The 15,005-nt window shown below is 71.2% G+C and carries 16 protein-coding genes; 12 read left to right on the top strand and 4 right to left on the bottom strand.

Annotated features, from left to right (window positions below; translation table 11 throughout):
- The first annotated feature begins 530 nt into the window (after positions 1 to 530).
- The 3 genes from ACVCAG_RS07645 to ACVCAG_RS07655 all read left to right on the top strand — a co-directional run bounded on the left by ACVCAG_RS07645 (position 531) and on the right by ACVCAG_RS07655 (position 3,766).
- Entirely contained in the window at positions 531 to 956 is a 426-nt protein-coding gene (locus tag ACVCAG_RS07645) for a hypothetical protein (protein WP_362834382.1), read from the top strand.
- 402 nt (positions 957 to 1,358) lie between these two features.
- Entirely contained in the window at positions 1,359 to 1,925 is a 567-nt protein-coding gene (locus ACVCAG_RS07650) for a hypothetical protein (protein ID WP_440083000.1), read from the top strand.
- Positions 1,926 to 2,023: 98 nt separating this feature from the next.
- The gene (locus tag ACVCAG_RS07655; RefSeq protein WP_440083001.1) at positions 2,024 to 3,766 is read left to right on the top strand and encodes a proline--tRNA ligase; all 1,743 of its coding nucleotides are present in this window, start codon (positions 2,024 to 2,026) and stop codon (positions 3,764 to 3,766) included.
- A gap of 153 nt (positions 3,767 to 3,919) precedes the next feature.
- On the opposite strand, the gene ACVCAG_RS07660 is transcribed toward ACVCAG_RS07655, so the two are convergent.
- The 4 genes from ACVCAG_RS07660 to ACVCAG_RS07675 form a co-directional block, all read right to left on the bottom strand.
- Positions 3,920 to 4,132: a DUF4236 domain-containing protein gene (locus ACVCAG_RS07660; RefSeq protein ID WP_447189611.1), complete on the bottom strand. Its 213-nt coding sequence runs from the start codon at positions 4,130 to 4,132 to the stop codon at positions 3,920 to 3,922.
- 83 nt (positions 4,133 to 4,215) lie between these two features.
- Entirely contained in the window at positions 4,216 to 4,413 is a 198-nt protein-coding gene (locus ACVCAG_RS07665; RefSeq protein ID WP_440083003.1) for a DUF4236 domain-containing protein, read from the bottom strand.
- Between the two features lie 190 nt (positions 4,414 to 4,603).
- On the bottom strand, positions 4,604 to 5,086 hold the full coding sequence (locus ACVCAG_RS07670; RefSeq protein ID WP_447189612.1) for a ferritin-like domain-containing protein: 483 nt from the start codon (positions 5,084 to 5,086) through the stop codon (positions 4,604 to 4,606).
- On the bottom strand, positions 5,083 to 5,568 hold the full coding sequence (locus ACVCAG_RS07675; protein ID WP_440083005.1) for a hypothetical protein: 486 nt from the start codon (positions 5,566 to 5,568) through the stop codon (positions 5,083 to 5,085). Before ACVCAG_RS07675 ends, ACVCAG_RS07670 begins: the two co-directional genes overlap by 4 nt.
- Before the next feature lie 191 nt (positions 5,569 to 5,759).
- Between ACVCAG_RS07675 and rimP the strand changes: the two genes are divergently transcribed.
- From rimP to ACVCAG_RS07720, 9 genes are all read left to right on the top strand, one after another.
- Positions 5,760 to 6,260: a ribosome maturation factor RimP gene (gene rimP, locus ACVCAG_RS07680; protein WP_350972788.1), complete on the top strand. Its 501-nt coding sequence runs from the start codon at positions 5,760 to 5,762 to the stop codon at positions 6,258 to 6,260.
- A 24-nt stretch (positions 6,261 to 6,284) separates the two neighbouring features.
- Positions 6,285 to 7,280 (top strand): transcription termination factor NusA, encoded by a 996-nt coding sequence (gene nusA / locus ACVCAG_RS07685; RefSeq protein ID WP_350972934.1) that lies wholly within the window; start codon positions 6,285 to 6,287, stop codon positions 7,278 to 7,280.
- Positions 7,264 to 7,566 carry a YlxR family protein gene (locus tag ACVCAG_RS07690; RefSeq protein WP_362677636.1) on the top strand — a complete coding sequence of 101 codons (303 nt, stop codon included), beginning with the start codon at positions 7,264 to 7,266 and terminating at the stop codon, positions 7,564 to 7,566. Before nusA ends, ACVCAG_RS07690 begins: the two co-directional genes overlap by 17 nt.
- A gap of 143 nt (positions 7,567 to 7,709) precedes the next feature.
- Complete coding sequence (gene infB / locus ACVCAG_RS07695) at positions 7,710 to 10,886, top strand: translation initiation factor IF-2 (protein ID WP_440083006.1); 3,177 nt, start codon at positions 7,710 to 7,712, stop codon at positions 10,884 to 10,886.
- A gap of 111 nt (positions 10,887 to 10,997) precedes the next feature.
- On the top strand, positions 10,998 to 11,297 hold the full coding sequence (locus ACVCAG_RS07700; RefSeq protein WP_329091737.1) for a DUF503 domain-containing protein: 300 nt from the start codon (positions 10,998 to 11,000) through the stop codon (positions 11,295 to 11,297).
- Positions 11,298 to 11,366: 69 nt separating this feature from the next.
- Entirely contained in the window at positions 11,367 to 11,855 is a 489-nt protein-coding gene (gene rbfA, locus ACVCAG_RS07705; RefSeq protein ID WP_344745459.1) for a 30S ribosome-binding factor RbfA, read from the top strand.
- Complete coding sequence (locus ACVCAG_RS07710; protein WP_447189613.1) at positions 11,852 to 12,859, top strand: DHH family phosphoesterase; 1,008 nt, start codon at positions 11,852 to 11,854, stop codon at positions 12,857 to 12,859. Before rbfA ends, ACVCAG_RS07710 begins: the two co-directional genes overlap by 4 nt.
- A gap of 31 nt (positions 12,860 to 12,890) precedes the next feature.
- Positions 12,891 to 13,790: a tRNA pseudouridine(55) synthase TruB gene (truB, locus tag ACVCAG_RS07715; RefSeq protein ID WP_447189614.1), complete on the top strand. Its 900-nt coding sequence runs from the start codon at positions 12,891 to 12,893 to the stop codon at positions 13,788 to 13,790.
- 212 nt (positions 13,791 to 14,002) lie between these two features.
- Positions 14,003 to 14,956 (top strand): bifunctional riboflavin kinase/FAD synthetase, encoded by a 954-nt coding sequence (locus ACVCAG_RS07720; RefSeq protein WP_440071124.1) that lies wholly within the window; start codon positions 14,003 to 14,005, stop codon positions 14,954 to 14,956.
- Positions 14,957 to 15,005: the final 49 nt, after the last annotated feature.

A 15,005-nucleotide genomic window follows, 5' to 3' on the forward strand; every position in this document is an offset into this window, starting at 1 on the left:
GCGTTGGATGTCATGAACGCGATGCCCTGCTTGATTCTGTATCACCCCGGGGCAACCCGCCAGACTCACGCGCCGACATGATCGATTCACCCGCCGTTTCTCCCGCCCCTCGCCCTTTCCCTTCCGATTCGCGAGGCGCGCGGTGGATCCCGGAGGCCGTCCGGGACCGGTGCCGCTCCACCGGAGAGGCGCGGCCGGCCGGCGTGACGAGAGGATCTTCGGGGGCAAGCCGGTCCTGCCGGCCGAGGCGCGGGGCGCCGCGGCCGCGCCGGCGACGACCGGTTCGGCCCGCCCCGTGGCGTCAGGCCAGGTGCCGAATCAGCACTTGCGGGGACAAGCCCGGCGGATCACAGTTGGTTCTCGTGAGTTCAGGAGCGGAGAAGCGCCGCAAAGCGAACGCCCGGCGTCCGAAGGACAGCCCGCTTCAGGACGCGAGAGGACCGCGCCGGACAGGACGCGCTCCCGGCTCCTCCGGCTCCCCGGGTTCTCCCGGTGCTCCCGATGTTCCTGGCGTCCCCGGCATACCCGGGATGTCCGGTGAGAGCCGGCCTTCGTGCGGGCTCCGGTACGAGGCGTTCGGGCGGGTGATGGCCGCGCTCGCCGGGGAGTCGGAGCTCATGGAGTCCTGCCGCGACCTGACCTGGTGGCGCGGGGCCGACCACGGCTGGCACATCGAGTGGCGCGACGGCCCCGGCGCGGCCGACATCGCCGCCGTCCTGGCCAGGCATGTCCGCGATCCGGGCTGCCCCGGCGCGCTGGTCACCCGCTCCGGTCCCGCCACGGCGGGTGACGCCACCCTGGACGTCATGGGCGTCCCGTTCGTCCTGCGCGCCGTCGACCCCGTGCACCGCGAGCGTTTCCGCGGCAGGGCCGGTCTGCGCCGCCTCGGCGAGGCGCTCGACACCACCCGCAGGACCACCTCCCGCCACCCCTGGGAGATCCTTCTCGGTGGCTGACGCCCCGGAGCGGCCGGGCCGCCGGCGTCGCCTCGCGAGGGCCACCGCCCGGGCGGCGGGCGAGGCTCGCTCATCCGGGCGGCGACCGGTACGGCGAACCGGCCGCGGGCGTCCGGGCGCCCGGCGAGAAAGGGGCGGACGGCGTCGCGGAGATCCCGGCCGCCCCCGGAAAGGCGCTGAGAAAGATCATGGAAACGGCTTGATCGAGCGGTCGTCAACCTTACCGTTATCAAGCGCTCGCTTGCTTTGTAAACTTGACGTGTTCGAGATGTTTCCCCAGGTCAGATACACTGCTGATAGCCACTAGCAAATGCGATCGGGGGATCAGTGGCTTTGGTGGAACGTAATTACACGCTTGACTTCGTCGCCGGGGACCGCCGGGATCGCGCCATTCTCCGGCACATGGTCCTCTCCCTTTTCGCGGGGATGCTGCTCGGGGGCGTCGGAGCGCTGCTGGCCTACGGGCCCGAGCTGCTGTACGCGCTTTACAATCCGTACGCCTACCTCCTGTTCGTCGTCGTCATGGGGCGGACGGCGGCCGGCTTCGGCTGGGCGGTCCTCTCCAGCATGCTGGCCGCGCTCGGCCCGATCCTCTCGCTGCTGGTCGCCACGATCTTCGAGAAGAACGCCTGGCTCCTGAGCCTCGGCGGCGACGGCGCCTCGATGAACCTCCTGATCGCGAACCTCGTCGCCGTCGGCGTCCTTTCCTACCTCGCCAAGCGCTACGACCGCTGGGGGGACATCGCGGCCGGGGGTGCGGCCGGGCTGGCCCTGTTCGACGGGATCGACAAGGCGATGCCCGGCGGGCCCGAGCACGTCTCCGGCTTCTGGCCGTGGGGCGTCGCGGTGGTGATCGCGATCGTGCTGGGGACGCTGATCTCGCTGGGACGCGGGTGCGACCGGGCCTGCTCCGCGCTGATCGCGCTGGTCCTCGGGGCCTCGTACTTCGTCTTCCTCACCGGGATCTGAGCCCTCACCGCCGGGCTCGGAAGCGGTCGACCACCGACAATCGGCTTGCGAGACTCGATAGCCTGTAGGGCATCGAACCTCGCCAACTAGGAGTAGCCGTGCTGCTGCGCATGTCGTCGCTGTTTCTTCGAACGCTGAGGGACGACCCGGCAGATGCGGAAGTCCCGAGCCACAAGCTGCTCGTCCGCGCCGGTTACGTCCGCCGTGTCGCGCCCGGCGTCTACTCCTGGCTGCCGCTCGGCAAGAGGGTCCTGGAGAACGTCACGCGCGTCGTGCGCGAGGAGATGGACCGCATGGGCGGCCAGGAGGTGCTCTTCCCCGCCCTGCTGCCCCGCGAGTACTACGAGGCGACCGGCCGCTGGACCGAGTACGGCGACACGCTCTTCCGCCTCAAGGACCGCAAGGGGGCCGACTACCTGCTCGGTCCCACCCACGAGGAGATGTTCACCGACATGGTCAAGGGGGAGTACGCCTCCTACAAGGACTATCCGGTGACCCTCTACCAGATCCAGACCAAGTATCGCGACGAGGCCCGTCCCCGGGCCGGCATCCTGCGCGGGCGCGAGTTCGTCATGAAGGACTCCTACTCCTTCGACCTCGACGACGACGGCCTCAAGCGCTCCTACGAGCGCCACCGCGAGACCTACATCAAGACCTTCGACCGGCTCGGCATCACGTACAAGATCTGCTTCGCCACGTCGGGCGCGATGGGCGGCTCGGCCTCCGAGGAGTTCCTCGCCCCCGCCGCCACCGGCGAGGACACCTTCGTGGCCTGCCACAACTGCGGCTACGCGGCCAACGCGGAGGCCGTCGTCACCACCGCGCCGGCCGCGATCACCGGCGAGCGGCCCGCGATGCGGGTGCTCGACACCCCCGACACCCCGACCATCGAGTCACTGGTCGACCACGTCAACGAGCACCACGGCCTCGGCGTCACCGCCGCCCAGACGCTCAAGAACATCGTGGTCAAGGTGACCGTCCCCGGCTCGGGCAAGACCGAGACCGTGATCATCGGCCTGCCCGGGGACCGCGAGGTCGACTTCAAGCGGCTGGAGGCCTCCCTCGCCCCCGGCGAGCCCGCCATCTTCGAGGCCGGGGACTTCGCGAAGCACCCCGGCCTGGTCCGCGGCTACATCGGTCCCCAGGTCCTCAAGGACCTCGGCATCCGCTACCTCGTCGACCCCCGTGTGGTCGACGGCAGCTCCTGGGTGACCGGCGCCAACGAGCCCGGCAAGCACGCCGCGGACGTCGTCGCCGGCCGTGACTTCGTCGCCGACGGCACCATCGAGGCCGCCGAGGTCCGCGCGGGCGACGCCTGCCCGGTCTGCGGCTCCGGCCTGTCCATCGACCGCGGCATCGAGATCGGCCACATCTTCCAGCTCGGCCGCAAGTACGCCGACGCCGCGAAGCTCGACGCCCTCGGCCCCGACGGCAAGCCGGTCCGCGTCACCATGGGCTCCTACGGCATCGGTGTCTCCCGGGCCGTGGCGGTGCTGGCCGAGCAGAGGCACGACGAGCTCGGGCTGGTCTGGCCCCGCGAGGTCGCCCCCGCCGACGTCCACGTCGTGGGCACCGGCAAGGACGGCCAGGTCGAGGCCGCCACCCGGATCGCCGAGGAGTTGGAGGGCCGCGGGCTGCGCGTCCTGGTGGACGACCGCCCCGGCGTCTCGCCGGGAGTGAAGTTCAAGGACGCGGAGCTGCTCGGCATGCCGACGATCCTGATCGTCGGCCGGGGGCTCACCCAGGGCGTCGCGGAGCTGCGCGACCGCGCCACCGGCGCCAAGGAGGAGATCCCGCTCGCCGAGGCCGTGGAGCGCGTCGTGGCGGCCTGCCGGGGATGACCCTCCGGCCGTCGCGACCCCGGCGACCCGCGGACGCCGGCGAGCGGTCCACCCCCGGGATCCGCCCCTGAAAGGCGGGTCACCCGGAACGCGAGAGAGCGGCCCGCCCCTTGGGAAAGGGGCGGGCCGCTCTTTCAGGTATATGGCCCCGCGTCAGTAGTGGTGGTGCCGGTGACGCCGGGAGCTCCGGCCGATCGCCTTGCCCACGTGGAACCCGCCCGGCAGGTTGACGGTCACGTACTTGCGGCCGTCAGGAGTTCTGCTGACGTGGAATCGGCGGTTGCCGAAGCTGTGGCCGACCCCTCGCGGGGACAGGTCGATCCTGAAGGGACCGACTTTGATCGACTTCCTGTATCCCCAGCCCATTGCCTTCTCCCCGGACTCCCCGAAATCTCGCGTCGTGTCATGAGAACGAGCGGCGTTCGCGAACGGTTCCCGGGTAATGCCCATCAGCGACGGCTGCCGTTACCGCTGAGCGTCTTGCGCCAGTGGAAACCGCCGGGAAGGTTGACGTTCAGAGTACGGCGCCCGTCGGCCGTCTTGGTGACCCTGAAGGCGCGGTTTCCCCAGCTGTGGCCCACTCCACTCCGCGAAAGGTTAAGACGGAACGGACCGAACTTCATGGATTTCCGGTATCCCCAGCCCATTGCTTCCTCCTCAGGCGTATTTCGCGAGATTCAGCTACCCGGCAGACGTGGTGCAAACATGTTTGAAAGCGGGTTCGAATCATGGCTCGCGAATCCGGGGCCTCCGGCCAGAGATCGTTTTCCACGCTGACCAGTCCGGTTCCGGCCTTTCGGCCGGGAGGCGGTCACCCGGGAAAAACGGCGGGAAACGTCACCGGGACGGGGTCACCGCGGGGGTGGCGGCGGGTTCGGGCGCCGTCCGGGGCGGCATGCCGGGAAAGGCCTCGATCTCGGGGCGCAGGCTGTAGGAGCGGACGGCGCATTCCTGCATGGCCAGCGCGGCCATCCTGCGCAGGGCCGGGTCCGGGTACGCCGCCAGCTCCAGGTAGGCGCCGGTCACCCCCCGCTCGACCAGCACGGCCAGCTCCACCGCCTGCGCCGCGCTCGACGGCGTGACCGGGAGCGCGTAGACCGCCTTCGGCTCGGCGGGCGTGCCGCCCGCGGCGATGGTCATGGTGCGGAGCTGGTCGCGGCGGGCGCGGTGGGCGTTGTAGGCGGTCGTCATCGCCACGCGGAGCCTGCCCGTGGTCCTGGCCGCGAGGACCCCGTAGGCGTACACGGCGGCGTGCTCGGCCGCCAGCGCCGCGCCGAGCCCCTGATCGGCCCTGACCCCGGTCCTCCGGCCGCCTCTCACAGCGACCTCGACAGGGCCACGGCGTGCGCGGCCTCACAGGCGCCGATGGAGGCGAGCAACTGGGCCAGCGGGGGCGAGACCCCCTCGATCTGGCGGGTGCGCAGCGCCGCCGCCCTGCGTTCCAGGTCCCGCAGGGTCCGTACCGAGGGGCCGCCGCCCTGGGCCGCGCTCCCGGAGGGCGAAGGAGTGGGCGCCGGGGTCGCGGACGTGGCGGCCGGAGCGGGCGGGAGACGGCGGCGGAGCTCGGCCAGATGGGCCTCGTGCCGCTGCCTGAAGGGCTCCAGCCGGGCCGAGGCCGCCGAGGCGTACAGGGCGACGGTCCGCTCCTTGCCCGCGATCAGCTCACGCAGGAGCAGGGTCTCGGGGTCGGGCGGCGCGGCCGCGGGAGGCACCCGCTCCTCGGCGGCGCATCCCGTGACCGTCACGGCCGCGACCCCGAGAGCGCCGCCCCGCAGCAGGGCGCGCCGGGAGACGGAACGCACGACGACCTCCGGTTCTGTGTCGGCAGCTGACGCACTTAGCATCGTACGGGCTTGGAATAATGGCACTCACCTCGCTTCTCGGACGGCTCCGCCACACCGAGTGGCGCTGTTTCCACGCCCTGGTGTGGATAGGCTGGTTAATCGCATGGGCGAGGTCCGCCCGGCTGAGATCGTGACAATGGGAGGTCGGCATGGGCAGCGCCACATCCCGCGACCGCCTGATAGAGCTTCTGGAACCTGTCGTCGGAGCCGAAGGGCTCGACTTGGAGGACGTCACGGTCACCCCCGCGGGCAAGCGGCGGCTGCTGCGTGTCGTGGTCGATCGTGACGGGGGCGTGAGCCTCGACGACGTCGCGGAGGTCAGCCACGCCGTCTCCGCGACGCTGGACGCCGACGAGGCGATGGGGGCCACCCCGTACGTGCTCGAGGTCTCCTCTCCGGGGGTCGACCGTCCCCTCACCGAGCCGCGCCACTGGCGCCGCGCGGTGAAGAGGCTGGTCAAGGCCGACCTGAGGGACGGCAGCGCCGTGGAGGGCCGGATCGTCGCCACCGACGAGACCGGCGTGGAGCTGGACGTCGACGGCGCGCCGCGCCGCATCGACTATGAGGACCTGACCCGAGGACGGGTGCAGGTGGAATTCCGCCGGCTCGACGACGCCGAAGACGACGGCGAAGACGGCGACGAGGGCTAAGGGGGAAGCCTCGTGGACATCGACATGAGCGTCCTGCGCAGCCTGGAGCGGGAGAAGGACATCTCCTTCGACCTGGTCGTCAAGGCGATCGAGGACGCGCTGCTGATCGCATATTTCCGGAGTGAGGGCGCGGCGGCCAAGGCGCGCGCCGAGCTCGACCGCAAGTCCGGGCACGTGACCATCTTCGCCGCCGAGCTCGACGACGAGAGCGGGGAGGTGCTCAGGGAGTTCGACGACACCCCGGGCAACTTCAGCCGCATCGCCGCGACCACCGCCAAGCAGGTCATCCTGCAGCAGCTGCGCGACGCCGAGGACGAGATCAACTTCGGTGAGTTCGCCAGCCGCGAGGGCGAGCTGGTGGCGGGAGTCATCCAGCAGGGCAAGGACCCGCGAGTGGTCCTGGTCGACCTGGGCAAGATCGAGGCGGTGCTGCCGCACAGCGAGCAGGTCCCGGGCGAGGAGTACGTCCACGGCGACCGCATCCGCTGCTACGTGGTGCAGGTCAAGAAGGGCCACAAGGGCCCCTCGGTGACCCTGTCGCGCACCCACCCCGGCCTGGTGAAGAAGCTCTTCGCGCTGGAGGTGCCCGAGATCGCCGACGGCACGGTCGAGATCGCCGCCGTCGCCCGCGAGGCCGGTCACCGCACCAAGCTCGCGGTCAGGTCGCGGCGCCCGGGAGTGAACGCCAAGGGCGCCTGCATCGGCCCGATGGGCTCACGGGTACGCAACGTGATGACGGAGCTGCACGGCGAGAAGATCGACATCATCGACTGGTCGGAGGATCCCGCGGATTTCGTGGGGAATGCGCTGTCTCCGGCCCGCGTTTCCCACGTAGAGGTGATCGACTTCGACGGCCGCGCCGCGCGCGTGACCGTGCCGGACTACCAGCTCTCCCTCGCCATCGGCAAGGAGGGCCAGAACGCCCGGCTGGCGGCCCGCCTCACCGGCTGGCGGATCGACATCCGTCCCGACACCCAGCCGGGGGACGCGGCCGGTCCCGCAGATGCGCCCACACGGTAAGCTGGAATATGGTGGCCAGGCTGCCCCACTGAGAACATGTGTGGGGTGCCGGGTTCGCACGGTTTCCTCCGAGCTGCTCCGCCTGGTGGTGGTCGAGGGCGTTATCGTCCCTGACCTGCGAAGACGGCTCCAAGGTCGTGGTGCTTCACTGCATCCCACCTTGAGCTGTCTCGAACTCGCAGAGCGTCGCCGAGCGTTTCCGCGTGCTTTTCGCGTCGCGGAATCGCTCGACCTGTCGCGGCTGCGTGGCCACCTGGAAGAGCAACACGATGAAAGGATCGGGTGAAATGGTTACCGACTGTCATGTAGGACGCCGATTTGATGGGCTGGTCAGATAGCTATGAGCGCCTGATGAGCATGCGGCGATGAGTACGTCAACGTAACGACGGTCCGGCGGCACCGCCTCCCGGGCCGAGACAAGGGAGTGCAGTGGCGAAGGTCCGGGTATACGAGCTCGCCAAGGAGTTCGGTGTGGAGAGCAAGGTCGTCATGGCCAAGCTCCAGGAGATGGGCGAGTTCGTGCGTTCGGCGTCCTCGACTATCGAAGCACCGGTAGTCCGCAGGCTCACGGAAGCTTTGGGCGGCCCCAGTAAGGGCTCGTCCGACAGGGGCAGAGGCCCCAGGCCGCCTCAGGCGGCCCCTCGGCCGGGAGACGGCCAGCCCAACGGCGCCTCCACGGCGTCGACATCAATCCCCAAGCCGGGACCGGCCCCCAGGCCGGGTCCTCGTCCGGGTCCCGCACCGGCTCGTCCCGCGGCCCCCGCGCCGCAGGCGGCCCCGCCGGTCGTCCCCCCGGCTCCGCCGGTCCAGCCCCCGCAGCCGCCGCGTCAGCAGCCGCCGCAGGTGCAGGCCCCGCGGTTCGAGGCACCCCGCACCGACAGCGCGCGTCCGGCGGCCTCCGGCCCCGGTCCCAAGCCGGGTCCCAGGCCCGCTCCGCGTCCGGGTCCCGCCCAGCGCCCCGAGGCGCGTCCCGAGGGCGGTCGTCCGGCGGGCGGTCCGGGTGGAGCGCCTTCGGGCCCCAGGCCCGGTGCCGGTGCCCCCGGTGCCGGTGCGCCCAAGCCCGGTCCGCGTCCGGGCCCGCGTGGCCCGCGCCCCGGCAACAACCCGTTCTCGTCGAACGCCAGCGGCATGGGTCAGGCCCGTCCGCCGCGGGCCGGCGGCCCCGGTGGTCCCGGTGGCCCCGGCCGTGACGGCGGTCCCGGCGACAGGGGTCCGCGTCCCGGTCCCCGCGAGGACCGCGGTCCTCGTCAGGACCGCGACAACGCCGGTCCCCGTCCGCCCGGCGCACGTTCCGGCCCGCCCGGATCCGGTGGCCCGCGTCCGGGTCCCGGTGCCGGTGGCCCGCGTCCCGGCGGCGGTGCGGGCGGCCCCGGCGGCCCGCGTCCCGGCGGTCCGCGTCCCAGCCCGATGATGATGCCCCAGGGCCGGCCCGCCGGTCCCGGTGGCGGCGGTGGCGGCGCCGGCCGTCCCGGCGGCGGTGCGGGTGCCGGTCGTCCCGGTGGCGGCGCCGGCCGTCCCGGCGGTGGCGGCGGTCGTCCCGGTGGCGGCGGCGGTTTCGCCGGTCGCCCGGGTGGCGGTGGCGGCGCAGGCCGTCCCGGCACCGGAACCGGTGGTCCCGGTGGCGGCGGCGGCGGTTTCGCCGGCCGTCCCGGCGGCGGTGGCCGTGGTCGCGGTGGAGGCACCGCGGGCGCGTTCGGCCGTCCCGGAGGACGCCCGACCCGCGGTCGCAAGTCCAAGCGCCAGCGGCGCCAGGAGTTCGACAACATGCAGGCCCCGGCGATCGGCGGCGTGCAGGCCCCCCGCGGCAACGGGCAGACGATCCGCCTGTCGCGCGGCGCCTCCCTGTCGGACTTCGCCGACAAGATCGGCGCGATCCCGGCGTCCCTGGTGCAGATCATGCTGCACCTGGGCGAGATGGTGACCGCCACGCAGTCGGTCAACGAGGAGACGCTCCAGCTTCTGGCCGCCGAGCTCGACTACAACCTGCTTGTGGTCAGCCCGGAGGAGGAGGACCGCGAGCTCCTGGAGACCTTCGACATCGAGTTCGGCGAGGACGAGGGCGACGAGTCCGACCTGGTCGCGCGTCCGCCGGTGGTGACCGTGATGGGTCACGTCGACCACGGTAAGACCAAGCTGCTCGACGCCATCCGCAACACCAACGAGGTGGCGCGGGAGGCCGGTGGCATCACCCAGCACATCGGTGCCTACCAGATCGCCACCGTGCACGAGGGCGAAGACCGGAAGATCACCTTCATCGACACCCCGGGTCACGAGGCGTTCACCGCCATGCGTGCCCGAGGCGCCAAGGTGACCGACATCGCCGTCCTGGTCGTCGCGGCCGACGACGGTGTGAAGCCGCAGACCGTCGAGGCGCTCAACCACGCCCAGGCGGCCGACGTGCCGATCGTCGTCGCGGTCAACAAGGTCGACAAGGAGGGCGCGGACCCGGGCAAGGTGCGGGCCCAGCTCACCGAGTACGGCCTGGTCGCCGAGGAGTACGGCGGCACCACGATGTTCGTCGACATCTCCGCCAAGAACGGGATCGGCATCGAGCAGCTGCTCGAGGCCATCCTGCTCACCGCGGACGCCGAGCTCGACCTGCGGGCCAACGCCACGATGGACGCCCAGGGCGTCGCCATCGAGGCGCACCTCGACAAGGGCCGCGGCCCGGTCGCGACCGTGCTGGTCCAGCGCGGCACGCTCCGCGTCGGCGACTCGATCGTCTGTGGCGAGGCCTTCGGCCGCGTCCGGGCGATGCTCGACGACAAGGGCGAGGCGATCCCGGAGGCCGACCCGTCCCGTCCGGTGCAGGTCCTGGGTCTGACCGCGACGCCGGGAGCCGGTGACAACTTCATCGTCGTCACCGACGACCGGATGGCGCGCCAGATCGCCCAGCAGCGCGCCGCGCGCAAGCGCATCGCGGACATGGCCAAGTCCGGCCGTCGCCGCACCCTCGAAGAGCTCTTCAGCGAGATGGAGAAGGGCCAGGTCGACGAGCTCAAGCTCATCATCAAGGGTGACGTCTCCGGTTCCGTCGAGGCCCTGGAGGACGCGCTGCTCAAGATCGACGTCGGCGACGAGGTGCGCCTGCGGGTGCTCCACCGCGCCGTCGGTGCGATCACCGAGTACGACGTCAACCTGGCGGTCGCCGACGACAACGCCGTCATCATCGGCTTCAACGTGCGTCCCGAGGTCAGGGCGCGCGACCTGGCCGAGCGCGAGGGCGTCGACATCCGCTACTACTCGGTCATCTACCAGGCGATCGAGGAGATCGAGGCGGCCCTCAAGGGCATGCTCAAGCCGGAGTTCGAAGAGGTCCAGATGGGCACCGCCGAAGTCCGCGAGGTCTTCAAGGTGCCGAAGATCGGCAACATCGCCGGTGCTCTGGTCCGCTCGGGCACGATCGTCCGCAACAGCAAGGCCCGGATCATCCGCGGCGGGGTCGTCATCTCCGACAACCTCACCGTCTCCTCGCTGCGCCGTTTCAAGGACGACGCGACCGAGGTCCGTGAAGGGTTCGAGTGCGGTATCGGTGTCGGCTACAGCGACATCAAGATCGATGACGTCATCGAGACCTTCGAGATGCGGGAGAAGCCGCGAGCCTGATGCCTCGACAGGCGAAGGAACCGTTCCGCCGGCCGCGCCCCCTCGGGTGCGCGGCCGGCGGGCGGGGCCCGCGCCCCGTGGCACGGTGCCGACCGTGGCGAGTGACCCACTATGTATGTAGGTGCCCTGACATTGGACATCCTGCTCGGCGACGTCCACTCGCTGAAGCAGAAGCGCTCGGTGGTGCGTCCCATCGTCGCCGAGGTGCAGCGACGGTTCCCGGGTGTGGCCGTCGCGGAGACCGGCCATCTTGATCTGCATCGCCGTACCGAGATCGGGATCGCGGTCGTCTCCTCCACCGCCGCCAACTGCGGCGCGGTGCTGGACGACTGCGAGCGACTGATCGCCTTCCACCCGGAGATCGAGCTGCTGTCCGCCAGGCACCGGCTCTACAACGAGGACGAGGACTAGATACGGAGACGGCCGGTCGGCGGAAGCACCCCTACCGCCACCGGCCCTCCCCGTGAGAAGGGGGGAGCTATGGACGCCGCACGCGCACGCAAGATCGCCGATCGGATCCAGCAGATCGTGGCGGAGATGCTGGAGCGCCGCATCAAGGACCCCAGGCTGGGGTTCGTGACCGTGACGGACACGCGCATCACCAACGACCTGGGCGAGGCCACGGTGTTCTACACCGTGTTCGGCTCCGAGGCCGAGCGGGCCGACTCCGCCGTGGCCCTGGAGAGCGCCAAGGGGCTCATCCGCTCGGAGGTGGGCCGCCAGACGGGCCTGCGCCACACCCCGACGCTGACGTTCACCCACGACCCGCTTCCCGACACCGCCCGCCACCTGGAGGACCTGCTCGCCGAGGCGAAGGCCAGGGACGTGGAGATTGCCAAGCGGGCCGAGGGAGCCTCGCACGCCGGGGACGCCGACCCCTACCGCAAGCCCGAGGACCGGGAAGACGGCGACGACTCCGGGGACGAAGAAGACGAATCCTCGGAACGCGCGGGACACTCCGCGACGTGACGCCCGACCTGCGTGACGACGACTCGGCGGGCCCGGTGTCCGGTCAAGACTGGGCCCGGGCCGTCGAGCTCATCTCCGCCGCGGACGAGATCGCGCTGGCCTGCCACGTCTCGCCCGACGGCGACGCGCTCGGCTCCATGCTGGGCGTCGGGCTCGCGCTGCGCGCGGCGGGCAAGCGGGTCACCGCCTCCTTCGGCGACCGGCGCTTCACGGTGCCCAGGCTGCTGCGCTTCCTGCCGGGGCAGGATCTGCTCGCCGATCCCGCGCACTACCCGGCCGCGCCCGAGGTGATGGTCACCTTCGACGTTCCCGCCGTCGGGCGCCTCGGCGTGCTGACCGGCAACACGGCCAAGGCACACGAGCTGGTCGTGCTGGACCACCACCCGTCCAACACCGGGTTCGGCACCCTCAACCTGGTCGACCCCGGCGCCGCGGCCACCGCCGTGCTCGCCGAGGAGCTGATCCACCGGCTCGGCCTGCCGGTCGACAAGGACATCGCGACCTGCCTGTACGTCGGGCTCGTCACCGACACCGGCTCCTTCAGGCACTCCTCCACCACTCCTGACACGCACGCCATGGCCGCCCGGCTGCTGGAGACCGGGCTCGACCCCGAGAAGATCGCCCGTGAGCTGTGGGACCGTTCCCCGTTCGGCTACCTGAAGGTGCTCGGCGCCGTGCTCGACAGGGTGCGGCTGGAGCCCGAGGTGGGCGGCGGCCTGGTCTGGACGTTCGTCACCCGCGCCGACCGCGCCGCGTACGGGCTGCCGTACGACGAGATCGAGGGGATCATCGACGTGATCCGGCGCACCGACCAGGCGGACGTCGCCACCATCCTCAAGGAGGACGACGAAGGCGTCTGGCAGGTCTCCATGCGCTCCAAGGGCGGGGTGGACGTCTCGCGCGTCAGCGCCGCGCTGGGGGGCGGGGGGCACGCCAAGGCGGCGGGTTTCACCTCCCACCAGCCCGTCGAGGAGACGATCGCGAGTCTCCGGGCCCTGCTGTAAAACCCTTCCCGGCACGCCTGTAAGGACCGAAATGAGTACGGCTCGCGCCAAGCGCACCCCGCCGCCGAGCGGGCTGATCATCGTCGACAAGCCCGCCGAGTGGACCTCGCACGACGTCGTGGCCAAGCTCCGCGGCATCGCGGGCACCCGCAAGGTCGGCCACGCCGGCACCCTCGACCCGATGGCCACCGGCGTGCTGGTGGTCGGCGTCGAGAAGGCCACCCGCCTGCTCGGCCACCTCGCGCTCACCGAGAAGGGCTACGACGCCACGATCCGCCTCGGCCAGATCACCAACACCGACGACGCCGAGGGCGAGATCATCGCCACCGCGTCGGCGGCACAGGTCGCCGAGGAGGAGATCAGGAAGGGTGTCGCCACGCTGACCGGCCCGATCATGCAGATCCCGCCGCAGGTCAGCGCCATCAAGGTGAACGGCGAGCGGGCCTACAAGCGGGCCAGGGCGGGCGAGGAGGTCGAGCTCAAGGCTCGCCCGGTGACCGTGTCGGGCTTCGAGATCACCGCCGTACGCCGGCACGGCGACCTCGTCGACGTCGACGCCTCGGTGTCCTGTTCCAGCGGCACCTACATCCGCGCGCTCGCCCGCGACCTGGGCGCCGGCCTGGGGGTCGGCGGCCACCTGACCGCCCTGCGCCGTACCCGGGTGGGCCCCTACGACCTGTCGGCGGCCCACACCCTGGAGCGGCTCGCCGCCGAGTGCGTGATCCTGCCGATGGCCGACGCGGTCGCGGCGGCCTTTCCCCGCCGGGACGTGACCGCCGAGGAGGCGGCCTCCGTCGCGCACGGCGGGCGGTTGCCCGCGCTGGGCCTGGGAAGCGGGCCGATCGGGGTGTTCGGCCCCGACGGAACCCTGGTGGCGCTGGTCGAGGAGCACGGCCAGATCGCCAAGTCCCTGGCGGTCTTCGTCTCCTGACGGGCTGCCTGTCATCGCCTGTCCGGTTCGTCCTGCAAAGTCCACGGAAAGTCCGTCGGAAGTCCGTTGAAAGTCCTCCGACGTTCTTCGACGTTCTCCGAGGTCCCGCGTGGCCGGCGGCGGGTCGCGGCCAAGGGGCTCCCCGATTGGGGAGAAGGACTCGGAGCATGGCAGTCTTTAGGGGTTCATCCGCTACGAGGGAAGAGGCTGCGGTGCGAGGCTGGCACGGATTGGACGACGTGCCCGAAGACTGGGGCAGGTCCGTCATCACCATCGGCGTCTTCGACGGCGTTCATCGCGGGCACCAGCAGATGGTGACCCGTGCCGTCGCGATGGCCGCGCGTCTCGGGGTGTCCTCGGTGGTGGTGACCTTCGACCCGCATCCGGAGGAGGTCGTGCGGCCCGGCACGCACCCGCCGAGGCTGACGACGGCCAGGCACCGCACCGAACTCCTCGCGGGGCTGGGCGTCGACGCGGTGTGCGTCCTGCCGTTCACGCTGGAGTTCTCCCGGATGAGCCCGGACGAGTTCGTGCAGACCGTGCTCGTCGACCGGTTGCACGCCGCCGGGGTCGTGGTGGGGGAGAACTTCCGCTTCGGGCACAAGGCCTCCGGTGACGTGGAGACGCTGCGCACCCTCGGGGAGAAGTACGACTTCGTGGCCGAGGCGGTCCCGCTGGTCAGTGAGGGGGAGACGATCTCCTCCACCCGGATCCGCGAGCAGATCGCCGCCGGGGACATGGAGGCGGTCACGCGGACGCTCGGCCGCCCCCACCGGGTCGAGGGCGTGGTGGTCCGCGGTTACCAGCGCGGCCGGCAACTCGGTTTCCCGACGGCGAACCTGGAGTCGCCGGAGTTCACCGCGATCCCCGCCGACGGCGTCTACGCCGGCTGGCTGCAGGGGGTCTCGACCGGAAACCTGCCCGCCGTCTACGGCGGCGAGCGCTGGCCGGCGGCGATCTCGGTGGGCACCAACCCGACCTTCGAGGGCGTGCCCCGCACGGTCGAGGCGTACGCGCTCGACCGCGACGACCTCGATCTCTACGGCGCGCACGTGGCCGTGGACTTCGGGCCGAGGTTGCGGGGCAACACCAGGTTCGACTCGATCGAGGCGCTCGTCGCGCAGATCCACGCCGACGTGGACGAGGTGCGGCGCTTGACGAGCTGACCTTTCCCGCCTGCCACCGCCTGCTCCCGTCCTGCTCCTGTCCGGTCCC

The sequence above is a fragment of the Streptosporangium sp. G12 genome (assembly GCF_052983175.1).